At 70.8% G+C, this 19,220-nt stretch carries 21 protein-coding genes; 5 read left to right on the top strand and 16 right to left on the bottom strand.

Going from position 1 to position 19,220, the window contains the following annotated elements:
- Positions 1 to 79: 79 nt before the first annotated feature.
- The 4 genes from ACZ7L4_RS23735 to ACZ7L4_RS23720 all read right to left on the bottom strand — a co-directional run bounded on the left by ACZ7L4_RS23735 (position 80) and on the right by ACZ7L4_RS23720 (position 3,173).
- Positions 80 to 1,168: a YlbL family protein gene (locus tag ACZ7L4_RS23735; RefSeq protein WP_472105283.1), complete on the bottom strand. Its 1,089-nt coding sequence runs from the start codon at positions 1,166 to 1,168 to the stop codon at positions 80 to 82.
- Positions 1,169 to 1,219: 51 nt separating this feature from the next.
- Positions 1,220 to 1,384, bottom strand: a complete 165-nt coding sequence (locus ACZ7L4_RS23730; protein WP_266713872.1) for a hypothetical protein — start codon at positions 1,382 to 1,384, stop codon at positions 1,220 to 1,222.
- Positions 1,385 to 1,487: 103 nt separating this feature from the next.
- Positions 1,488 to 1,952 carry a molybdenum cofactor biosynthesis protein MoaE gene (locus tag ACZ7L4_RS23725; protein ID WP_472105282.1) on the bottom strand — a complete coding sequence of 155 codons (465 nt, stop codon included), beginning with the start codon at positions 1,950 to 1,952 and terminating at the stop codon, positions 1,488 to 1,490.
- Positions 1,953 to 2,060: 108 nt separating this feature from the next.
- Positions 2,061 to 3,173: an SDR family oxidoreductase gene (locus ACZ7L4_RS23720; protein ID WP_472105280.1), complete on the bottom strand. Its 1,113-nt coding sequence runs from the start codon at positions 3,171 to 3,173 to the stop codon at positions 2,061 to 2,063.
- A 192-nt stretch (positions 3,174 to 3,365) separates the two neighbouring features.
- Here ACZ7L4_RS23720 and ACZ7L4_RS23715 point away from each other — a divergent pair, with 192 nt between their 5' ends.
- Together ACZ7L4_RS23715 and ACZ7L4_RS23710 are read left to right on the top strand one after the other, a co-directional pair.
- Complete coding sequence (locus tag ACZ7L4_RS23715; protein ID WP_472105278.1) at positions 3,366 to 4,847, top strand: zinc-dependent metalloprotease; 1,482 nt, start codon at positions 3,366 to 3,368, stop codon at positions 4,845 to 4,847.
- Entirely contained in the window at positions 4,844 to 5,368 is a 525-nt protein-coding gene (locus ACZ7L4_RS23710; protein ID WP_472105277.1) for an NUDIX hydrolase, read from the top strand. The genes ACZ7L4_RS23715 and ACZ7L4_RS23710 overlap by 4 nt, the downstream gene beginning before the upstream one ends.
- 66 nt (positions 5,369 to 5,434) lie before the next feature.
- Here the strand turns inward: ACZ7L4_RS23710 and ACZ7L4_RS23705 are convergent, their stop codons facing one another.
- The 4 genes from ACZ7L4_RS23705 to ACZ7L4_RS23690 all read right to left on the bottom strand — a co-directional run bounded on the left by ACZ7L4_RS23705 (position 5,435) and on the right by ACZ7L4_RS23690 (position 9,308).
- On the bottom strand, positions 5,435 to 6,190 hold the full coding sequence (locus ACZ7L4_RS23705) for an AIM24 family protein (protein WP_472105275.1): 756 nt from the start codon (positions 6,188 to 6,190) through the stop codon (positions 5,435 to 5,437).
- 17 nt (positions 6,191 to 6,207) lie between these two features.
- The gene (locus tag ACZ7L4_RS23700; protein WP_266713860.1) at positions 6,208 to 6,888 is read right to left on the bottom strand and encodes an AIM24 family protein; all 681 of its coding nucleotides are present in this window, start codon (positions 6,886 to 6,888) and stop codon (positions 6,208 to 6,210) included.
- A gap of 11 nt (positions 6,889 to 6,899) precedes the next feature.
- Positions 6,900 to 8,597, bottom strand: coding sequence for a TerD family protein (locus ACZ7L4_RS23695; RefSeq protein ID WP_472105274.1), 1,698 nt, complete (start codon positions 8,595 to 8,597; stop codon positions 6,900 to 6,902).
- Between the two features lie 114 nt (positions 8,598 to 8,711).
- Positions 8,712 to 9,308: a M48 metallopeptidase family protein gene (locus ACZ7L4_RS23690; protein ID WP_472105272.1), complete on the bottom strand. Its 597-nt coding sequence runs from the start codon at positions 9,306 to 9,308 to the stop codon at positions 8,712 to 8,714.
- Between the two features lie 195 nt (positions 9,309 to 9,503).
- Here ACZ7L4_RS23690 and ACZ7L4_RS23685 point away from each other — a divergent pair, with 195 nt between their 5' ends.
- Both ACZ7L4_RS23685 and ACZ7L4_RS23680 read left to right on the top strand, forming a co-directional pair.
- A complete protein-coding gene (locus ACZ7L4_RS23685) occupies positions 9,504 to 10,670 on the top strand; it encodes a ThiF family adenylyltransferase (protein WP_472105270.1) in 1,167 nt (388 codons plus the stop codon).
- Positions 10,671 to 10,737: 67 nt separating this feature from the next.
- On the top strand, positions 10,738 to 12,102 hold the full coding sequence (locus ACZ7L4_RS23680) for an ABC1 kinase family protein (protein ID WP_472105268.1): 1,365 nt from the start codon (positions 10,738 to 10,740) through the stop codon (positions 12,100 to 12,102).
- Here ACZ7L4_RS23680 and ACZ7L4_RS23675 read toward each other — a convergent pair whose 3' ends face one another.
- The 5 genes from ACZ7L4_RS23675 to ACZ7L4_RS23655 all read right to left on the bottom strand — a co-directional run bounded on the left by ACZ7L4_RS23675 (position 12,103) and on the right by ACZ7L4_RS23655 (position 16,022).
- Complete coding sequence (locus ACZ7L4_RS23675; protein WP_450811008.1) at positions 12,103 to 12,306, bottom strand: hypothetical protein; 204 nt, start codon at positions 12,304 to 12,306, stop codon at positions 12,103 to 12,105. It lies immediately after the preceding gene.
- A 135-nt stretch (positions 12,307 to 12,441) separates the two neighbouring features.
- Entirely contained in the window at positions 12,442 to 12,765 is a 324-nt protein-coding gene (locus ACZ7L4_RS23670) for a hypothetical protein (RefSeq protein ID WP_472105266.1), read from the bottom strand.
- Complete coding sequence (locus ACZ7L4_RS23665) at positions 12,762 to 13,130, bottom strand: WhiB family transcriptional regulator (RefSeq protein ID WP_399237289.1); 369 nt, start codon at positions 13,128 to 13,130, stop codon at positions 12,762 to 12,764. The genes ACZ7L4_RS23670 and ACZ7L4_RS23665 overlap by 4 nt, the downstream gene beginning before the upstream one ends.
- Before the next feature lie 185 nt (positions 13,131 to 13,315).
- Complete coding sequence (locus ACZ7L4_RS23660) at positions 13,316 to 13,639, bottom strand: hypothetical protein (protein WP_472105264.1); 324 nt, start codon at positions 13,637 to 13,639, stop codon at positions 13,316 to 13,318.
- Positions 13,640 to 13,802: 163 nt separating this feature from the next.
- On the bottom strand, positions 13,803 to 16,022 hold the full coding sequence (locus ACZ7L4_RS23655) for an ATP-dependent DNA helicase UvrD2 (RefSeq protein ID WP_472105262.1): 2,220 nt from the start codon (positions 16,020 to 16,022) through the stop codon (positions 13,803 to 13,805).
- Between the two features lie 162 nt (positions 16,023 to 16,184).
- On the opposite strand from ACZ7L4_RS23655, the gene ACZ7L4_RS23650 reads away from it, so the two are divergent.
- Positions 16,185 to 16,439, top strand: a complete 255-nt coding sequence (locus ACZ7L4_RS23650) for a glutaredoxin domain-containing protein (RefSeq protein ID WP_450811012.1) — start codon at positions 16,185 to 16,187, stop codon at positions 16,437 to 16,439.
- Positions 16,440 to 16,523: 84 nt separating this feature from the next.
- Here the strand turns inward: ACZ7L4_RS23650 and ACZ7L4_RS23645 are convergent, their stop codons facing one another.
- The 3 genes from ACZ7L4_RS23645 to ACZ7L4_RS23635 form a co-directional block, all read right to left on the bottom strand.
- Positions 16,524 to 16,700: a hypothetical protein gene (locus ACZ7L4_RS23645; RefSeq protein ID WP_472105260.1), complete on the bottom strand. Its 177-nt coding sequence runs from the start codon at positions 16,698 to 16,700 to the stop codon at positions 16,524 to 16,526.
- Positions 16,701 to 16,764: 64 nt separating this feature from the next.
- Positions 16,765 to 17,724, bottom strand: coding sequence for an NAD(+) diphosphatase (gene nudC / locus ACZ7L4_RS23640; RefSeq protein WP_422409573.1), 960 nt, complete (start codon positions 17,722 to 17,724; stop codon positions 16,765 to 16,767).
- A gap of 74 nt (positions 17,725 to 17,798) precedes the next feature.
- Positions 17,799 to 19,211, bottom strand: a complete 1,413-nt coding sequence (locus ACZ7L4_RS23635; protein ID WP_472105258.1) for a dipeptidase — start codon at positions 19,209 to 19,211, stop codon at positions 17,799 to 17,801.
- Positions 19,212 to 19,220 lie beyond the last annotated feature (9 nt).

Below are 19,220 nucleotides of genomic sequence, written 5' to 3'. Positions count from 1 at the left end.
CGCCCCTCTACGTAGTGCGGTGTTTGCGCTCTACGTAGTGCGGTGTTTGCGCTCTACGTAGAGCGGTGTTTGCGCTCGCTCAGCCCTTGGCCGTGCACGTGGGCAGGTCCGCCGTGTTGCCGCTGCGGATGTCCTTGAGGGCGTCCATCGCGTCGTCCAGGGTGTTCACCTTGACCAGCGTCAGCCCGTCCGGGGTGTCCTTGGCCGCGGTGGCGCAGTTGTCCTTCGGCGTCAGGAAGTACTGGGCGCCCTTGTCGCGCGCGCCGACGGTCTTCATGCCGATGCCGCCGATCGGGCCGACCTTGCCGTCCTCGTCGATCGTGCCGGTGCCGGCCACGAACTTGCCGCCGGTCAGATCGTCCGAGGTGAGCTTGTCGACGATGCCGAGGGAGAACATCAGGCCCGCGCTCGGGCCGCCCACGTCGGCGAGCTTGATGTCGATCTCGAACGGGAAGGTGTGGTCGGTCCCGGCCTGGATGCCGACGATCGCGCGGTCGTCCTCGGCCTTCTCCGTCTTGATCGTCACGTTCTCCGTGCGGGTCGCCGTCTTGCCCGCCTTCTCGGCGGCGGCCGCCTCCTTGACGGGCACGACCGTGAAGACGACGTTCTCGCCGGGCTTGTGCTTGGTGACGAGCTTGGCGACGTCGGTGGGCCTGGTGACCTTGGTGCCGTCGACGGCCTTGATGACGTCACCGGCGTGCAGCCTGCCCTGGGCCGGGCTGTCCTTGACGACGCTGGAGACGATCACCCAGGACTTCACGGGGATGCCCAGCTCGTGCAGCGCCGCGACCTTGGCGCTCTCCTGGGACTGGCTGAACTCCTCGGCGTTCTGCTGCGAGGACTGCTGCTCGGTCTGACCGTCCGGGTAGAGCGTCTCGTGCGGCACCACGATGCTGTCGTGCGCGAGCCACCCGTAGACGGCCGACACCAGGTTCATGTTGTAGTCGGCGCTGGTGACCCGGACCGTCGTCATGTTCAGGTGGCCCGACGCGTCGTACGTCTTGTGGCCGTTGATCTGGATGACGGGTTCGCCGCCGTGGTCCGCGAGCGTGTTCACCGTCGGTCCCGGCGACATCTCCGCGTAGGGCACTTTGATGAGTACCCCCGCGCACAAGAGCGCGATCAGAATCAGGGTCGAGGCGAGCATCGTCGCAGTGCGGCGTGGCATGGAACGACAGTACGGGACGACGCTGTGGGCGCACCTGTGGGGCCGGGCCCGTCAGGTGCCCTGGTGCGACTTCTCCATCGCCTCGCGGAAGCGCGCGTAGCCACTGAGTTCGGTGACGTCACCGGTCTTGTGACGCTGGCGGCCGGCCCAGATGCCCCAGAACCCGGCAGCCACCGCAGCGACAACCGGAATGAGCAACCACAGGAGCGCTGCCATGCCGACCTCCCGACCCCATGAGCGACTGCCACTGACGTATCAGCAGATTAACCATCCGCAGTCCCAACGCTCGCCGCAGGGGGGCGGTTACGCAACTGGAGCCTCAGCAGGCTCCCACCCACTCCTCCGTCCCGTCCGAGAAGGTCTGGTGCTTCCAGATCGGCACTTCGTGCTTCAGGTCGTCGATGAGCTTGCGGCAGGCCTCGAAGGCCTCGCCCCGGTGCGGGCAGGACACGGCGACGACGACCGCGAGATCGCCCACGGTCAGATCACCGACTCGGTGCACGGCCGCCAGGGCGCGCACGGGGTACTCGGCGACGACCTTCTCCGCGACGCGCCGCATCTCCGCCTCGGCGGTCGGATGGCAGGAGTAGCCGAGCTTGTCCACGTCGGCCCCGCCGTCGTGATTGCGCACGGTCCCCACGAAGAGCGCCGTGCCTCCCGCGGCGTCGTCACCGACGGCCGTGAAGACCTCGTCCACGGAGAGCGGCGTCTCTCGGACGGCGAGCAGCTTGATGGGGTCCTGTGCCGCGTGCTCGCCGGGGTGCTCGTGCTGGGTGGGTGCCATGCCCTCATCGTGCCGCACGCCGCCGACAACCGTGAATAGCGTTTTCGACCGGCACGCGCGCGTACGGGGTTGGAGCCTCCTACAGGTGGGCCGTGCGGTCGGTCCGTGTCAGATGCGCCGTCGCGCCTTCCGCACGCGCCGCACCACGGCCGCCGTGCCCAGCAGAGCGACGGTCGCGCCCGCGGCACCGGCCGCCGTCGCGTCCTTGCGTCCGAGGCGCCGGCCCGCCACGGTGCGCCGGCCCGCGACCTCCTCGAGCAGTTCCGCGAGGACCTCCTCGTTGGTCCACTGGGGTCGCCACCCGGATTCGTGCAGCCTGCTCCCGCTGACCACCCACGGGTACATCGTGTAGGCGAGGTCGCCCGCCGGGGACGGCGTCAGGCCGATCCGGTGCAGCCGGGCCGCCGCGCCCAGGGCGACCGCGGAGGGCAGCTCCATGCGCCGGATGCCGCTGAGCTCCTCGACCTCCTCCTGCTCCAGCCAGCCGTCGCAGCCGACTGCGAGCTCCCCGTCGACCCTCTCCAGGGCCGCGTGCTCCAGGGCGCTGCACAGGTCGTCCACGTGGCAGAACTGCCAGGCGGGCCGCGAACCGGCCACCACAAGGAGGCGCGGCGACTCGAAGTACCTGGTGAGCGCGGTGTCCGTGCCGCCGACGAGCACCGCGGGGCGCACCACGGTGACGTTCAGGCCCGGATGCGCGCGCGGGGCACGGCGGGCGAGCCGCTCGACCTCCAAGAGGTCGCCGACCCCGGTCGCCTCGGCGGTGGCGCGCAGTTCCGCGTCCTCGGCGAGCGGGAGCTCGTTGTCCTCGAGGGCTCCGTAGACCATCGTCGAGGTGCACAGGACGACGCGGTGCACGCCTGCGGCGGCCGCGGCCGTGAGCACCGTCTGGGTGCCCCGCACGTTGTACGCGGTGCGGGCCGCGGGGTCGGACTCCAGGTCGAGGTCGAGGGCCAGGTGCACGACGACGTCGGCGCCGCGCAGCTTCTCGGCGATGGCCGGGTCCCGCACGTCCAGGACGTGCCAGGTCGCGGACGCGCACTCGCCGCGCCGCTCGTCGATGGCGAGGACCTGCTTGATCTCGTCCGACGCGGCGAGCCGCTCGGTGAGCAGGGCGCCGATGCCGGACGCGGCACCGGTGACCGCGACGACGGGGCCGCGGACGGCGGATTTGGACGAAGGGTTTCGCGCTGCGCGAACCTGCGGATCTGGGGAACTCACCGGGCGTCTCCAGCGGTTGTCTTCAGTACGTACCTGTATGACGCGTACGTACCAGGAGGCATCCATCCTGCCGCAGGCCATTCGTCGGCGAAGCACTGAGGCCCGATCCGGTCATGGTGTCTACGCTGGGTGTGTAGTCGGGCAGTCGCCGCCGGGCCAAGAAACCGGCGGCCCAACCAGCCGAGGAATCCCGTGAGTGACACCCCATTCGGTTTCGGCCTTCCGCCGGAGGAGCCGGACGACGGCGACGAGGGCAAGAAGAAGGACCAGCAGGGCGGTGGCGGTCAGGGACCGGCCGGCCCGTTCGGATTCGGGTTCCCGGGCCTGCCCGGCGCGGGCGGCCCGGGAGGCGAGGGCGGGGACAACCCGTTCGCGGCCATGTTCGGCTCGATGAATCCGAACGATCTGGGGGCGGCCTTCCAGCAGCTCGGACAGATGCTCTCGTACGAGGGCGGCCCGGTGAACTGGGACATGGCCAAGGACATCGCCCGCCAGACGGTCTCGCAGGGCACGCAGGACGGCGTCAAGGACGCCAGCGTGGGCCCCGCCGAGCGCACCGCGGTCGAGGAGGCCGTGCGCCTGGCCGACCTGTGGCTGGACGACGCGACGTCGCTGCCCTCGGGCGCGCACTCGTCGGTGGCCTGGAGCCGCGCCGAGTGGGTCGAGGCGACCCTCCCGGTGTGGAAGGAGCTCGTCGACCCGGTCGCCGAGCGCGTCGGCATGGCCATGGGCGATGTGCTGCCCGAGGAGATGCAGGCCATGGCGGGCCCGCTGATCGGCATGATGCGCTCCATGGGCGGCGCCATGTTCGGCCAGCAGATCGGTCAGGCCATCGGCGTGCTCGCGGGCGAGGTCGTCGGGTCCACGGACATCGGCCTGCCCCTGGCCCCGGCCGGCAAGGCCGCGCTGCTGCCGCTGAACATCGAGTCGTACGGCAAGGACCTCGGCGTCCCCATGGAGGAGGTCCGGCTCTACCTGGCGCTGCGCGAGGCGGCCCACCAGCGGCTGTTCTCGCACGTGCCGTGGCTGCGCTCGCACCTGTTCGGCGCTGTCGACGGGTACGCGCGCGGGATCAAGGTCGACACCTCGAAGCTGGAGGACGTGGTCGGCCAGTTCGACCCGCAGAACCCCGAGCAGATCCAGGAAGCGCTCCAGCAGGGCATGTTCCAGCCGGAGGACTCCCCGGAGCAGAAGGCCGCTCTGGCCCGCCTGGAGACGGCTCTCGCGCTCGTCGAAGGCTGGGTCGACGCGGTGGTCCACGCGGCCGCGAAGCCGCGCCTGTCGTCCGCCGACGCGCTGCGCGAGACGCTGCGCCGCCGCCGTGCGACCGGCGGTCCCGCGGAGCAGACGTTCGCGACGCTGATCGGCCTGGAGCTGCGTCCGCGGCGCCTGCGCGACGCCTCGCGCCTGTGGGCCTCGCTCACGGACGCGCGCGGTGTGGACGGGCGTGACGGCCTGTGGGCGCACCCGGACATGCTGCCGACGGCGTCCGACCTGGACGACCCGGACGGCTTCGTGCACCGCGACGAGCAGCTGGACTTCTCCGAGATCGACAAGATGCTCGGCGAGGCGGCGAGCGGCCGCTCCACCGAGAAGCCGGACCTGAAGAAGGACCAGGACGACCAGGACGGCCAGGGCGAGGGCGACAAGAGCGAGGGCGACTCCGACAAGTGAGCCTGTACGACGACACGGTCCTCGTGCTCAAGGGCTACGAGGACCAGCCGGACCTGCGCCAGGTCTATCTGGACCATCTGTCGGAGCACGGCGCCGACGGCTTGTGGAAGCCCTGCACCGCGGGGCACATCACGGCGAGCGCCCTGGTCGTCGACCCCGCGCGCGGGCGCGTGCTGCTCACGCTCCACAAGAAGCTGCAGATGTGGCTTCAGATGGGCGGGCACTGCGAGCAGGACGACCCGACGCTGCGGGCCGCGGCCCTGCGCGAGGCGACGGAGGAGTCGGGCATCCCCGGCCTCACGCTCCTCGAGGGCGGCCCGGTCCGCCTGGACCGGCACCCGATTCCGGGGCCCTGCACCCAGCACCTGGACGTGCAGTACGCGGCGCTCGCCCCGGCGGACGCCACGGAAGCGATCAGCGACGAGTCCCTGGACCTGCGCTGGTTCGGCTACGACGAGGTGGCGGACGTCGCCGACGCGTCCGTCGTCCGTCTCGTGGAGGCCACGCGGGCGCGGCTCTGACGCACCCCATGTGTAAGGGGCGGTCGCCATTGGCGACCGCCCCTTACACATGCTCTTACGGAGGCGTCAGCTCCAGACGTTCCCCTGGTTCTGACCGCGGGCGCCCTGCTGCCCCATCCCGTACTGCGCGGCGAGGCCTCCACCGACCGCCGCGTGCTGCGGCGGCAGCAGCTCGCTCGGCTGGACCAGCGCGTAACCGCTGCCCATGAAGCTGAGCTCCCAGCCCTCGCCGGTGTTGCCCCGGCGCCGCCAGACGCCGGACGAGTGCGTCTGCGCCTGCATCTGCACCCGCAGCCCGGTGGACCAGGCGACGATGGCGTCCGCGTCCGCGTTGACGTACTGGTCGGGCGTGACCCGGAGCATCAGCGGCTGGCCGGACGTCATCAGCGCGACCTTGCCCTGCCCGGTGATGTTGAGCTGGTACTTGCCCGAGCCGGAGATGCCGAACTGGCTGTCCACGGCGACGACCTCGTGGTGCAGCGACGAGTCCATCGCCAGCACGTAGCTGCTGTCGACGGTCAGGCCGTCCTGTTCGACATCCACTACGTGGATGTACTGGGCGAGGTTCGCCAGGTAGACGGTGCCCTGCCCGTGGCAGCGCATCAGGCTGAGGCCCTCGCCGGTGTGCGCGCGGGCGCGCTGCTGTCCGGACGTCTGGTACTCGCCGTCGAACTCCATCAGCCCCTGGTAGGCGACCATCGCGCCCTTGCGGGCGAGGATGTCGTCATGGCCCTCCAGGGCGACCCGCAGCATCTGCGGGTTCTGCACCGTGTAGCGCTCCTGGGTCTGCTGCTCGGTGTGCGCGAAAAGCGGACTCTGCATGGTGTGCTCGTTCCCCCTCAGCCCCGGACTCGGAGGCGGTCGGTGCTGTCCTCACTGGGCTGTACGACGACGATGCCTTCCCCGGAGAAGCCCATCTGGTAGGCCTCGCCGCTGCCGCGCCCGATGAGCGAGCCGGCCCGGAAGCTGCGCTTGCCCTTCACCTTGAGACTCGGCGACCAGGCGATGAGCGCGTCGGGGTCCACATACGTCTCGTCCTCGCCGCGGCCGCAGTCGACCACGATGGGGGTGCCGCGGGAGGTCAGCGCGACGTGTCCCTGGCCGCTGACCGTGATGTTCCACAGGCCCTGCCCCGTGAACTTGGCGAGGCCCTTGACGCGCTCGACGCCCCACTGGAGGTGTGCGTCGAAGGCGAGGAGGTTGGTGCCGTTGACGGAGATCGACTCGCCGCCGAGGTTGATGACGACGACGTCGGCGCCGTAGTCGGCGAGGTAGAGCAGGCCGTCACCGGAGCACTTCATGAGGGGCGCGCCCTCGCCGGTCATCCAGTCGCGGGCGATCTGGCGGACGGCGGGCGGGTTGGGCTCGTACTGGACGAACCCTTCGTAGGCGACCATCGAGCCCACGCGCGCGAAGAGGTCGTTTCCGGTCTGCATGGCGACCTTCAGCATGTTGCTGCCGTGGTTCTCCATGCGGGCGGCTACCGGGGTCGGGGCGAAGCCCGCGAGCGGCTGGTTCATGACGGGCTCCCTCAGACCTCGTACGGCTGGACGACGATGAAGTTGCCGGGTGCGCCCCGGAACTGCAGGTTGACGCCTTCGCCGCTGTCGCCCGGGTAGGCGTTGCGGCGCATGCGGACCTGGTTGGAGACGATCGCCTGCGCGGCCGCGGACCAGGCCACGACGGCGTTGGAGTCGGCGAACGTCGTGGGCGTGACCGGCAGCACGACGGGCGTGCCGTGGGTCTTCACGACGACCGTCCCGGTGCCCTGGAACTGGAGCACGAACAGGGCTCCTCCGGGGATGCCGTGCCCTTCGATCCTGCGCACTTCGTGCTGCAAGCTCTCGTCGAACGCGAGGACGTTCTCCGCGGAGACGCAGATCGCGTCTCCCTGGAGCTCGATGGGGTGCACATGGGTGGCCTCTTCCGCGAAGAAGACCTGGCCGCGGCCGGAGCAGCGCATCAGCTGCATCTCCTGGCCGGTGGCGTTGCCCACGATGCGGCCGGCGAATCCGGCGCCCTTGTAGCTGAACTCGACCTTGCCCTGGTAGAGCACCATGCTGCCCTGGCGGGCGAGGACGGGCTGGTCTCCGCTCGCGCCGAGGTCGACGCGGATCAGCTTCTTGTTCTGGAGCGTCCAGCGCTGACCCGTGGGGGCCTCGCGGTACTTCTCCAGAGCGGCGGCCACGCCCGGCGCGGCGGCCTGCTGCGGGATGCCCTGCTGGGCCGGGGCCTGACCGAAGACCGGCTGGGCGAGCGGCGTCGGAGGCTGCTGCCCGAAGCCCTGCGGAGCGGGCGGCGTCTGGGGCTGCTGGCCGTAGCCGGGCGGCAGCGTCGCGCCCCCTTGGCCGGGGACCTGCCCGAACTGCGGCTGCTGGGGCGGCTGCTGGTCGTACGGGCTCGGAGCGCTCGGCGCCGGGGCCGGCGGAGGCGGGACCGTGCCGGGCGGCGTAGCGAGCGGGGCGGCGATGGTGGGCGCCGCGTGCACCGAAGGCGCGGGGGCCGGCGGGGGCGTGGGCGCCTGCGCCGGTGCGACGTTCTGCGGCGTCGGCTCGGGAGTCGGGGCGGGGGCCGGAGCGGGCGCCGCCGGGGCCGCGGGAGCACCGAAGGCCGGCGGTGCGGCGGCCTGAGCGGGGGGCGCGAAGCCGGGAGCAGCGAAGCCGGGCGCCGCCTCCTGCTGCGGCGCGGCCGCGGGCTCCTCCTCGGCGACCTCGCCACCGAAGTTCCTCAGCAGCGCGTCAAGACCTCCGTCGAAGCCCTGCCCGACAGCGGCGAACCGCCACACGTCCTTCAGATAGAAATCGCCCAGCATCACCGCACGCTCGGTGGAGAACTCACCACCATGGAAGGAATAGCGCGCGACTTCCTCACCACCGGCGACGATACGGATGTATCCGGGAGCGACCTGCGACATCTGCCCCGCACCGTCGATGGTCGCGGTGAACGAAAGCTTTTGGATGCTCGCGGGGATCTTGTCGAGTGTGACGCGGAAGGATTCGGTGTCACCGGCCTGTGCGCCCAGCAGCTGGACGGACTCCTCGGGCGTTTTCGGCTGGTTGAAGAAGACGAAGTACCGGTCGTCGGACAACCGCTCCTCGGCGTCGAGGCCGAAACAGCTGATGTCGAAGCTCAGTCCGGGGCCGGTGATCTGTACACCCACGTACAGATCCGTGCCTGCGGTGAGGTCACTGATCTTGGCCTTGTGGCCGCGTTGGAATTCCCTGGCCATGCGTAACGACCGTCCCCCATCCCGATGGTGATTGCGTCGCGCCAGGCTATCCGCAAACACCGACACTGAGAGAAATCGGTACACCCCTGGTACAGAAGCCGCGCGGAAAGGCGATCAGTCGCCGCGCGCGGCGGGCAGGTGCGGGAGCCGGTCGGCGGCGACCACTCCTTCGAGATATCCACGCGCCCGCTCCGTGCGCGGATACGCCTCCAGGAGCCTCCAGAACCGCGGCCCGTGGCCGGGGACCAACAGGTGCGCGAGCTCATGGATGAGCACGTAGTCGACGACGTACTCGGGCATGCCCTGCAGCCGGTGGGAGAGCCGGATGCTGCCCTCCGCCGGAGTGCACGAGCCCCATCGGGTGTTCTGGTTCGTGACCCAACGCACCGAAGCGGGGCGGGCCTTCCCCTCGAGGTACTGGTCCGACAGCCGCTCGGCGCGGTCCGCCAGCTCGGTGTCGCCGAGCACCCGCTTGCTCTCCTGGGCGGCCAGCTTGTCGAGCATGACGCCCACCCAGCGCTTCTCCTCGGCCTCCGACATGCGCGCCGGGATGAGCACCACGGTGCGATCTCCCTCGCGGTACGCGGAGACGGTCCTGCGACGCCGGGAGCTTCTGCGCACCTCGACCGCGCTCGCCCCCAGGCCGCCTGAGGGCGGGCTGGTCGTGCTGCGCTGCGTCTTGGTGGCACGGTGCAGTGGGTCGGCGGACACGCCCCGACGTTACCCGCTGGACCGTGCGGAAGTCCCGCCTCCGGAAGTCTTCGGTGCGGCCCCGCGATCCGCCCCTCGGTTAGTACGACTATCACCCACAGCCTGTGGACAACTTTCCGCACGGATCCGGCCGCCCGGGCATGCTGGCGGTCGATCGACGGGAACGACACCGTCGGCACAGTACGGGGGACAGCCATGCATCCGATCCTGAAACCGGCCCTGCGGCGCGGCTGGCACGACCTGAACACGGTGCAGTTCGGACTGACGCCGGCGCACGCGGTGGTGCTCGGGCCGGTCGACACGGCCACCGGCAGCTTCCTGACACTGCTCGACGGCACCCGCGGGGTCCCGCTCCTGCGGCAGGAGGCCCAGCGGATGGGCCTTCCGGACGGCCACGTGGACGCGCTCCTGGAGCGGCTGAGCGGAGCGGGGCTCCTCGACGACGCGACCGGCGGCGGTGCTCCGGCCGTGGAGCTGCGCAAGCAGACGCGCGTGCTGGACCGGCTCCGTCCCGACCATGCCGCCCTGACGGTCACGACCTCGGAACCGGCCGAAGCGATACTGAAGTTGGCCGCCCGGCGCGCGATGCGGGTCCAGGTGAGAGGTGCCGGACGAGTGGGTGCGGTCATCGCCTCTGTGCTCGCGTCCGCGGGCATCGGCCATGTCGATGTGCGGGACGGCGGATGCGTCGAGCCATGGGACGTGGCACCGGGCGGGCATCCGGTGGAATCGACGGGCGAGCGCCGGGACGTGTCGGCCCGTCGGGCGGTGCGCTCGATGGCGCCTGCCAGGCCACCGCGCCCCGACCGGCGCAGGCCGGCCCCGGAGCGCCTCGCGGAGCCGGATCCCGAAGCACCCCCGCTCTCCCTCGTGATCGTCGCCCCGCGTGACGGACTGGCGGTCCACTCCCCCGACCCGGCCGCGGTCGAGGACCTGCTGGGGGCCGGCATTCCCCACCTGTACGCGGGCGTCGTCGAGGCCACAGGCGTGGTCGGGCCGTTGGTGCTGCCCGGTGGGACCGGCTGTGCGCACTGCCTGCTCCTCGGGCGCACGGACCGGGATCCCACCTGGCCCCGGCTGCTCGCCCAGTGGAGTTCGGGGCCGGCCGGCCGTCAGGTGCAGGCCTGTGACCTGGGCCTTGCCACCGCTGTCGCGGGACTCGCCGCGGCGCATGGACTGGCCTTCCTCGACGGGGAGTTGCCGTCGAGCACGGGCGCCCGCTGGGAGGCTGCCGCACCGGGGCTCGACTGGCACGCCCGGCCGGTGTGGCCACATCCGCAGTGCCCGTGCGGTGCGGGTGAGGGAGGTAACGGGCAGGAGGTCTCCGAGGACGCAGTGCCGCACGACACAATGGCGGGGTAGGCAATGGCTGTCGGTACTACGGCACCCGGGCATGCGCGGCATGGCTGTTCGGCATTTGGAGGGGTGTATGTCTGATCTTCCCCGGAAGGCGGTTACCCGTACCGCCAAGCTGGCAGCGCTGCCGATCGGCTTCGCGGGCCGCGCGACCTGGGGCATCGGCAGACGCATCGGCGGCAAGTCGGCCGAGCTCGTCGGGCGGGAACTGCAGCAGCGCACGGCGGAGCAGCTGTTCAAGGTGCTCGGTGAGCTCAAGGGCGGGGCCATGAAGTTCGGGCAGGCGCTGTCCGTCTTCGAGTCCGCCCTCCCGGAGGACGTCGCGGGCCCGTATCGCGCCGCCCTGACGAAGCTTCAGGAAGCCGCGCCTCCGATGCCGACCCGCACCGTGCACGCGGTTCTCGACGAGCGGCTCGGCGAGCAATGGCGCGAGCTGTTCCTCGAGTTCGACGACAAGCCCTCGGCCGCGGCGTCGATCGGGCAGGTGCATCGCGCCGTGTGGCACGACGGCCGCGAGGTCGCCGTGAAGGTGCAGTACCCGGGGGCGGGCGAGGCCCTGCTGTCGGACCTCGGCCAACTGAGCCGCTTCGCGCGCCTGTTGGGCCCGCTCGTCCCGGGCATGGACATCAAGCCGCTCATCACCGAGCTGCGCGACCGGGTCTCCGAGGAGCTGGACTACGCGCTGGAGGCCCAGGCCCAGCGGGCCCACGCGGAGGAGTTCGACGAGGACCCCGACGTCGTGGTGCCGCACGTGGTGCACCAGTGCGAGCAGGTGCTGGTGACGGAGTGGATCGACGGAACGCCGCTCGCCGAGGTCATCGACAACGGCAGCGAGGACGAGCGCGATCGCGCGGGTCAGCTGCTCGCCCGCTTCCTCTTCTCGGGGCCCGCGCGCACGGGCCTGCTGCACGCAGACCCCCACCCGGGCAACTTCCGGCTGCTGCCGGACGAGAAGGGCGGCTGGCGCCTCGGCGTCCTCGACTTCGGCACGGTCGACAGGCTGCCCGGCGGTCTGCCCGAGCCGATCGGCGTCTCCCTGCGCAGAACGCTGGACGGCGAGGCGGACGCAGTCTACGAGCTGCTCTGCGAGGAGGGCTTCGTCAAGGAGTCGATCGAGCTCGAACCGGACGCCGTGCTCGACTACTTGCTGCCGATCATCGAGCCGGCCCGCGTCGATGCCTTCACGTTCACCCGCTCCTGGATGCGCAATCAGGCCGCCCGGATAGCCGATCCCCGCTCCCCCGCCCACCAACTGGGCAAGCAGCTCAACCTGCCGCCTTCGTATCTGCTGATACACCGGGTGACGCTCAGCACGATCGGGGTGCTGTGCCAGCTCGGGGCCACCGTGCGGCTGCGGGACGAACTGGAGGCGTGGGTACCGGGCTTTGCGACCGGGGATGCGGCGGAGGTCGAGGAGTGGCCGGCGGCGGAGGCCTGATCACCACCAGTCGGAGTCGAGCCGTCCCTCGATGGCCCTGATGTTCTCCCGGGCGCAGGCGTCGCAGAAGTACCGCCGGATACCGCCCTCGACGGAACATGTCCAGGTCAGCGGCAGCTCCCGGACGGTCGTGCCGCAGCGCGCGCACGCGAGGGTCTGGTGGTCGGGCTGCTGCGCGGAGTCCCCGCCAGGAAGAGACGTCACCCGGCGACGATAACGCGATGAGCCGATGAACGCCGGGCGCCACACGCCTCGGGGGCCGGTCCGCTTCGGACCGGCCCCCGAGGGGAGCAGCCGCGCTGTCGCGGCGACATTCGACGAACCCGGTCGTGGGTTCGCTTACTGCATGACGGCCTGGGCGAGCGCGCGCCGGGCACGCAGCGAAGCGCGCTCGGCACGGCGCTGCATCCGGCGGGCGGTGGCCAGGCGCACGGCCCGGCGTTCGCTCTCGGACGCCCTCAATTGGTCGTGCATATGCGCACGAGCCAGGGCTTCTGGGATGAGTTGCATCTGACGGGTCCTGTTCTGGCGCGACTCGTTCGCGCCGGCGGTGGTGAAGTCTGGGATCGCGGAGCCTTCGGGCTCGCTCGTGAACGGCTTCATCGGGGCCTGCTTCTTGGGGTCGTGCGTGAGGGGGCGGTCGATCGTTCCGGGGGTGTTCATGCCACGACCGGGTTCTTGCGCGGGCGGCCACGCGGCCGCTTCCGGGCGACGACAACGCCCTGGACGAACAGCTCTCCGCCCCAGACGCCCCACGGCTCACGCCGCTCCTTGGCGCCGGCGAGGCAGGCCTCCATCAGCGGGCAGGTACGGCAGAGGGACTTGGCGTACTCGACGTCCGCCGGCGACTCCGCGAAGAAGACCTCGGGGTCATAGGCACGGCAGGGGACGGGTACGTCGAGGTTCTCGATGGCGTCGTCGAGCGCGGTGAGCGCGGTCAGCGGGTTCAAGGTGGAGTCCTCCGTGGACACGGGCGGGGAGAGAGGGCCTGAAGGCGGTACGGACGGGGCGTGCGCTTCGAGTTGCACGGTGTCTTCTTCCTCGTCTGGTCGTCCGGCCGGTGGGCCGGTTGGTGGCGGTACCGGGTTCTTTTCTTGTCCCGAGGCCCCTTCGTTCTGGTTCCTCGGAAGATCGCTGGATCTTTCGGGAAAACAGAAGGGCCGCGGATCCCGGATGGGGTTCCGCGGCCCTGAAGGCGCCGGCCTGATCGTCGTCAGGCTGGATCGCTCCAGGGTTCGAGCCCACGGAAGGCCCACATCGTGTGGTGCTGCGTCGTCTGCTTCCGGAATCCGGCACCGGCCGCCGCAAAGGCATAGGCCTGAGCCTGTGCCGTCGCTACTGCTTCCGGTGCCTTGGTCGGTCGCTCATTGCGCTCGCGGACGGGAAGACCCGCGAGGGACAGGCCGGACTCCGGACGGATGGCGGAGATGCCAGACAGACCGGTGCCCAGGTTCGAGGAGCCGAGCAGGCAGGAAGCGACGACCGAGAGATCGGTCATTTTGGCGGTGCTGATGGAGCTGGCGTTGATGCTGATCACTGGAATCGCCTCCTCTCGGCGTCTCGGGGACCGGTGCGAACCGATCCGACGGCTTTCAAGTACAACACGGAACCAGGGCCTCCGAGAAGGCCGCTGCTTTCGTGCTTAAGAACCTATGGGGATTGTTGGGGCATGCGCAAACTATTTTTTCGACGAGTTCGCATCAGTCGTCCCCCGCCTCCTCATCGATCTGATCGTCAATCGTCTGACCTGCGCAAATAGCCAGAACATCGGATCCGTACGTCCGAAACTTCCGGCGTCCGACGCCCGGGATGCGGGACAGCTCGGCCGCGTCCTCGGGGGCGGACTCGGCGATGGCGATCAAGGTCTTGTCCGTGAAGACGCAGAACGCGGGCTGGCCGAGACCCTCCGCGGTGCGGCCGCGCCACTCGATCAGTCGCTCGTACAGCCCCTCGTCCATGTCCGACGGGCAGTCCTCACAGCGCATCAACTTCATCTCCACGGCCTCGAGGGTGCGCCCGCACACGCGGCAGCGGGCCACCTTCCGGTCGCCCCTGGGGCGTGAGGTGCCGCCGGGCGACTCGCGGGTGCCCGTACGGGTGCCGAACTCGATGCCGCCGCGTCCCGCACTCGCCCCGCGTCCCGCCACTCCCTTGGACCCCGGCCGCAGCCCGTCGAGGAAACGGCTCGGCCTGCGGTTCGGCCGGCCGCCCGGCGAACGGGACAGCGCCCAGGAGAGACCGAGATGGCGCCGCGCGCGGGTCACCCCGACGTACAGGAGCCGCCGCTCCTCCTCGATCTGCTCGTCGGTCTTGGCGTAGGTGATCGGCATCATGCCCTCGGCGAGGCCGACCAGGAAGACCGCGTCCCACTCGAGGCCCTTCGCCGCGTGCAGCGAGGCGAGGGTGACGCCCTCCACGGTCGGGGCGTGCTGCGCGCTCGCCCGCGCGTCGAGCTCCGCCACGAACGCGCTCAGGGGCGCGGTGGGCTCGGCTCTCGCGAGGTCCTCCGCGAGCCGGGCGATGGCCGCGAGCGACTCCCAGCGGTCCCGCACGGCGCCGGAACCCGCGGGCGGCTCGCTGGTCCAGCCCGCTCCGGACAGCACGGCTCTGACCTGGGAGGGCAGATCGACGGCCTCGTCGAGCCCCGCGTCGTTGTCCCCGAAGCGGGCCGCCGCGCGCAGCTCGTGGTGTGCCTTGCGGACCTCGGCGCGCTCGAAGAAGCGCTCGGCACCGCGCAGCAGGTAGGGCACGCCCGCGTCGGCGAGGGCCTGTTCGTAGATCTCCGACTGCCCGTTCGTCCGGAACAGGATCGCGATCTCGCCGGCCGACACCCCGGCGTCCATCAGCTCCCGGATGCGGCCTGCAGCGCCTTCGGCCTCGGAGGGCTCGTCGGCGTACTCGACGTAGGTCGGCTCGGGCCCCGCCTCGCGCTGCGAGATCAGCTCCAGGCGGTGCTCGGCGGCGCGACCGCTCGCCCGCTCCAGGACCCCGTTGGCGAGGTGCACGACCTGGGGCGAGGAGCGGTAGTCACGGACCAGCTTGACGACGGTGGCACCGGGATGGCGCGTGCGGAAGTTGAGCAGATGGTCGGGGGTGGCCCCGGTGAAGGAGTAGATCGTCTGGCTGGCGTCGCCGACGACGCAGAGGCTGTCGCGGTCGCCGAGCCACAGGTCGAGCAGGCGCTGCTGGAGGGGGCTGACGTCCTGATACTCGTCGACGACGAAGTGCTGGTACTGGGCGCGGACCTGCTCGGCGATGTCCTGCCGGTCCTGGAGGATCCCGACGGTGAGCAGCAGCACGTCCTCGAAGTCGATGACGGAGCGGTCCCGCTTGAGCGTTTCGTACGCGGAGTAGATCTGGGCGATCTCCGCGGGATGCCGGGGCGCCTCACGGCCCGCCTTGTGCACCGCCGCGGCATAGTCGCCGGGGACGGTCTGCGTGACCTTGGACCACTCGATCTCCGCGGTCACGTCGCGCAGCTCACCGCGGTCCAGGCGCAGCCGAGAGGCGGCAGCGGCGTCGGCGACGAGCTGGATCTTGCGGTCGACGAGTCGGGGCAGCTCCCCTCCGACGGCCTTGGGCCAGAAGAACTGGAGCTGGCGCAGGGCGGCGGAGTGGAAGGTGCGGGCCTGTACTCCCATGGCGCCGAGCTGCCTGAGCCGGCCGCGCATCTCGCCGGCGGCGCGGTTGGTGAACGTGACGGCGAGGACGGTGTTGGGCTGGAGGATCCCGGCGCGGACGCCGTACGCGATGCGGTGGGTGATCGCCCGCGTCTTGCCCGTGCCCGCGCCCGCGAGCACACACACCGGACCGTGCAGGGCCGTCGCCACGGCGCGCTGCTCGGGGTCGAGCCCCTCGAGCACCGCGTCGGCGGATTCCGGGACCTGCGGGAACAGGGTGGAGTGCGTTGCTGCTGTCACCCCGCCATGCTGCCAGGTCCGCGGGGACGGATGCGTCGCGTTGTCCACAGGCGTCGAGCGTTAGTCGTACTAACGCGTTCGACGTGCGGGAATGGTCGCCGGGTCGCGTACGTTCGACTACTTGCGAACACGCACCCCCAGCCACCGAAGGAGCGCGAGGAAATGCCGGGCACTGTGACGATGTACAGCACCACGTGGTGCGGCTACTGCCAGCGGCTGAAGAAGCAGATGGACCGTGAGGGCATCGGGTACACCGAGGTCAACATCGAGCACGACCCGCAGTCCGCGGCCTTCGTCGAGAAGGCGAACGGCGGGAACCAGACGGTCCCCACGCTCCTCGTGGTGTCCGACAGCGGCACCGAGTCGGTCATGACGAACCCCTCGCTGGCCCAGGTCAAGCAGGCCATGGCCGCCTGATCCAGCCGGCTTCGAGCGAACGGCCCCCGCCCGCCCACGGGTACGGGGGCTTTCCGCTGCCCGCGGCCGTTTTCGTCTCTGCGGTCAGAAGACCAGCACCACGGCCAGCACGGCGAGGAAGACCAGCAGGACGATCATCGCCAGCAGGTTCGCCGCGCGGTTGCCGGTGATGTCCTGGTTGCCCCTGCGCCTGAGCGCCCACTCGCGCCGCCGGGCCGCCGCTTCCTCTTCCCGCCTGCGCTGTTCCGCGGAGCCGGTCATGACCTCGCCCCCTTCAGGGCTACTGGGACCACCCTCCCACGAGGTCAGCGGGCCCGCAGATCACTCAGAGCGCGTCGCTGGGCTTCGGCAGTGGCTTGCCGTACCAGAGCTCGATCAGCCGGGCCGCGATCGAGATCCCGTAGGGAGGCATGACCTCGCCGGAGTCGAAGGCGGTCCGCAGGTCCTCGCGGGAGAACCAGCGCGCCTCGTGGATCTCGTCGCCGTCCACGTTGATCTCGAAGGACGTGGCGTGTGCCATGAAGCCGAGCATCAGGCTGGACGGGAACGGCCAGGGCTGGCTGGCGACGTACTCGACGTCCCCGACGACGACGCCCGCCTCCTCGAAGACCTCTCGCCGCACCGACTGCTCGATGGACTCACCGGGCTCGACGAAGCCGGCGAGCGTCGAGAAGCGCCCTTCGGGCCAGTGCACCTGGCGGCCGAGCAGGATGCGGTCCTGCTCGTCCGTCACGGCCATGATCACGGCCGGGTCGGTGCGCGGGTAGTGCTCGGCCCCGCAGGCCGGGCAGCGGCGGATGTGGCCCGCGGCGGCGATGACGGTGCGTTCGCCGCAGCGGGAGCAGAAACGGTGCAGCCGCTGCCAGTTCTCCAGGGCGACGGCGTGCACCATGAGGCCCGCGTCCCGCTGCGAGAGCAGCATCCCCGCCTCGCGGAGGCCGGCGGGGCGCGCGGACTGGTCCATACGCCCGGGAAGCGTGTCCTTCTGGAGCGCGAAGTAGCTCACGCCGTCCTCGTCGGTCCCCAGGAAGTAGCGATGGGCCTCGGTGAGGGGCGCCTCGAAGGCCGGGGTCATGACCAGTTCCGTCCGGCCGTCCGGTGTCTCGTCGATCAGCGCCTGGCCGCCGGAGACCACGAAGACGCGGGTCGTGGGGTGGCTCCACGCGGCGGCGAGCCAGGCCTCGTCGAGGCGGTGGTGCGCCGCGCGGTCGATGCCGCTCGGCGCCGAGAGCGAGAGCGGTCGCCCTGCGGCGAGGTCGGCGGTTCGGTCGGTCCAGGTGGTCACGAGTGCTTCCAACTCCCCCGGTGGAATGGGTGGTTCGGCGGGCGGTTCAACGAGGCGGGTGCGCGGTGCCTCAATCAGTGTGCATCTGCCCAGCTCTCCGCGAGATCGCCCCACAGGTAGGCGGTTGTTTCGACACCCTTCATGAGGAGGTCGAGTTCGACCTTCTCGTTGGGCGCGTGCCAGCCGTCGGACGGCACGGAGATGCCGAGGAAGAGCACCGGGGCGTTCAGGACGTCCTGGAGGTCGGCCGCGGGGCCCGAGCCGCCCTCGCGCGTGAAGCGGATCTTCTGCTCGAAGGCCTGTCCCATGGCGCGTACGACGGACTTCAGCGCCGGGTGGTCGAGCGGGGTGAGGCAGGGTCGGGTGGCGGCCCCGAAGGTGACCGTGTGGCGGATCCCCGCGGGCAGCTGCTCGGCGACCCAGGCGGTGACGGCCTTCTCGATGTGGTCCGGGTCCTGGCCTGCGACCAGGCGGAAGGAGAGCTTGAGCATCGCGGAGGACGGCACGATCGTCTTGCCGCCGGGGCCCTGGTAGCCACCGCCGATGCCGTTGACCTCCGCGGTGGGGCGGGCCCAGATGCGCTCCAGGGTGCTGTGCCCGGCCTCTCCGTGGGTGGCGCGGGACTTCGCCGTGCGCAGCCACTGCTCCTCGTCGAACGGGAGCTCCGCGAAGAGCTCGCGCTCCCGGTCGGTGAGCTCCACGATGCCGTCGTAGAAGCCGGGGACGGCCACGCGCGCGTGCTCGTCGTGCAGCGCGGCCACGAGGCGGGCCGCGGCGGTCGCCGGGTTCGGGACGGCGCCGCCGAACGAGCCGGAGTGGATGTCCTGGTCGGGCCCGTACAGCTCGATCTCGCAGTCGGCGAGGCCGCGCATGCCGGTGCACACCGTGGGAGTGTCCTCGGACCACATGCCGGTGTCGGAGACGATCACGGCGTCCGCGGTCAGGCGCTCCTTGCGCTCTTCCACGAGGGCGCGGAAGTGCGGGGAGCCCGACTCCTCCTCACCCTCGACGAGGAGCTTGAGGTTGACGGCGGGCGCGGTGCGGCCGGTCGCGGCCAGGTGGGCGCGCACGCCAAGGGTGTGGAAGAAGACCTGTCCCTTGTCGTCGGCCGCCCCGCGCGCGTGGAGACGCTTTCCGACGACGACCGGCTCGAAGGGGTCGGTGTCCCAGCCGTCCTCGCGGGCGGCGGGCTGTACGTCGTGGTGCCCGTAGACGAGGACGGTGGGGGCCTCGGGGTCGCCGGAGGGCCACTCGGCGAACACGGCGGGGGCGCCGGGCGTCTCCCACACCTCGGTGGTCGGGAAGCCCGTCTCGGCGAGCTTCGCGGCGAGCCAGTCGGCGCTGCGCCGCACATCCGGTGCGTGGTCGGGCTGGGCGGACACGGACGGGATCCGCAGCCACGCGGCGAGGTCCTCGAGGAACGCCTCGCGCTGGTTCTCGATGTACGCACGGACTGTGCTGACGGCAGTGTCAACGGGCTTGCTCATGGTCACGAG

The organism is Streptomyces sp. NPDC107575, assembly GCF_055657265.1.
The sequence above is the reverse complement of the archived record's forward strand: the minus strand, read 5'-3'. Positions and strand labels throughout refer to the sequence as shown.

Coding starts and splice junctions, on each gene's coding strand:
- ACZ7L4_RS23735 (WP_472105283.1), bottom strand. CDS start 1,168: ATGCCACGCCGCACTGCGACGATGCTCGCCTCGACCCTGATTCTGATC.
- ACZ7L4_RS23730 (WP_266713872.1), bottom strand. CDS start 1,384: ATGGCAGCGCTCCTGTGGTTGCTCATTCCGGTTGTCGCTGCGGTGGCT.
- ACZ7L4_RS23725 (WP_472105282.1), bottom strand. CDS start 1,952: ATGGCACCCACCCAGCACGAGCACCCCGGCGAGCACGCGGCACAGGAC.
- ACZ7L4_RS23705 (WP_472105275.1), bottom strand. CDS start 6,190: ATGCAGAGTCCGCTTTTCGCGCACACCGAGCAGCAGACCCAGGAGCGC.
- ACZ7L4_RS23700 (WP_266713860.1), bottom strand. CDS start 6,888: ATGAACCAGCCGCTCGCGGGCTTCGCCCCGACCCCGGTAGCCGCCCGC.
- ACZ7L4_RS23695 (WP_472105274.1), bottom strand. CDS start 8,597: ATGGCCAGGGAATTCCAACGCGGCCACAAGGCCAAGATCAGTGACCTC.
- ACZ7L4_RS23685 (WP_472105270.1), top strand. CDS start 9,504: ATGCATCCGATCCTGAAACCGGCCCTGCGGCGCGGCTGGCACGACCTG.
- ACZ7L4_RS23680 (WP_472105268.1), top strand. CDS start 10,738: ATGTCTGATCTTCCCCGGAAGGCGGTTACCCGTACCGCCAAGCTGGCA.
- ACZ7L4_RS23670 (WP_472105266.1), bottom strand. CDS start 12,765: ATGAACACCCCCGGAACGATCGACCGCCCCCTCACGCACGACCCCAAG.
- ACZ7L4_RS23650 (WP_450811012.1), top strand. CDS start 16,185: ATGCCGGGCACTGTGACGATGTACAGCACCACGTGGTGCGGCTACTGC.
- ACZ7L4_RS23645 (WP_472105260.1), bottom strand. CDS start 16,700: ATGACCGGCTCCGCGGAACAGCGCAGGCGGGAAGAGGAAGCGGCGGCC.
- ACZ7L4_RS23635 (WP_472105258.1), bottom strand. CDS start 19,211: ATGAGCAAGCCCGTTGACACTGCCGTCAGCACAGTCCGTGCGTACATC.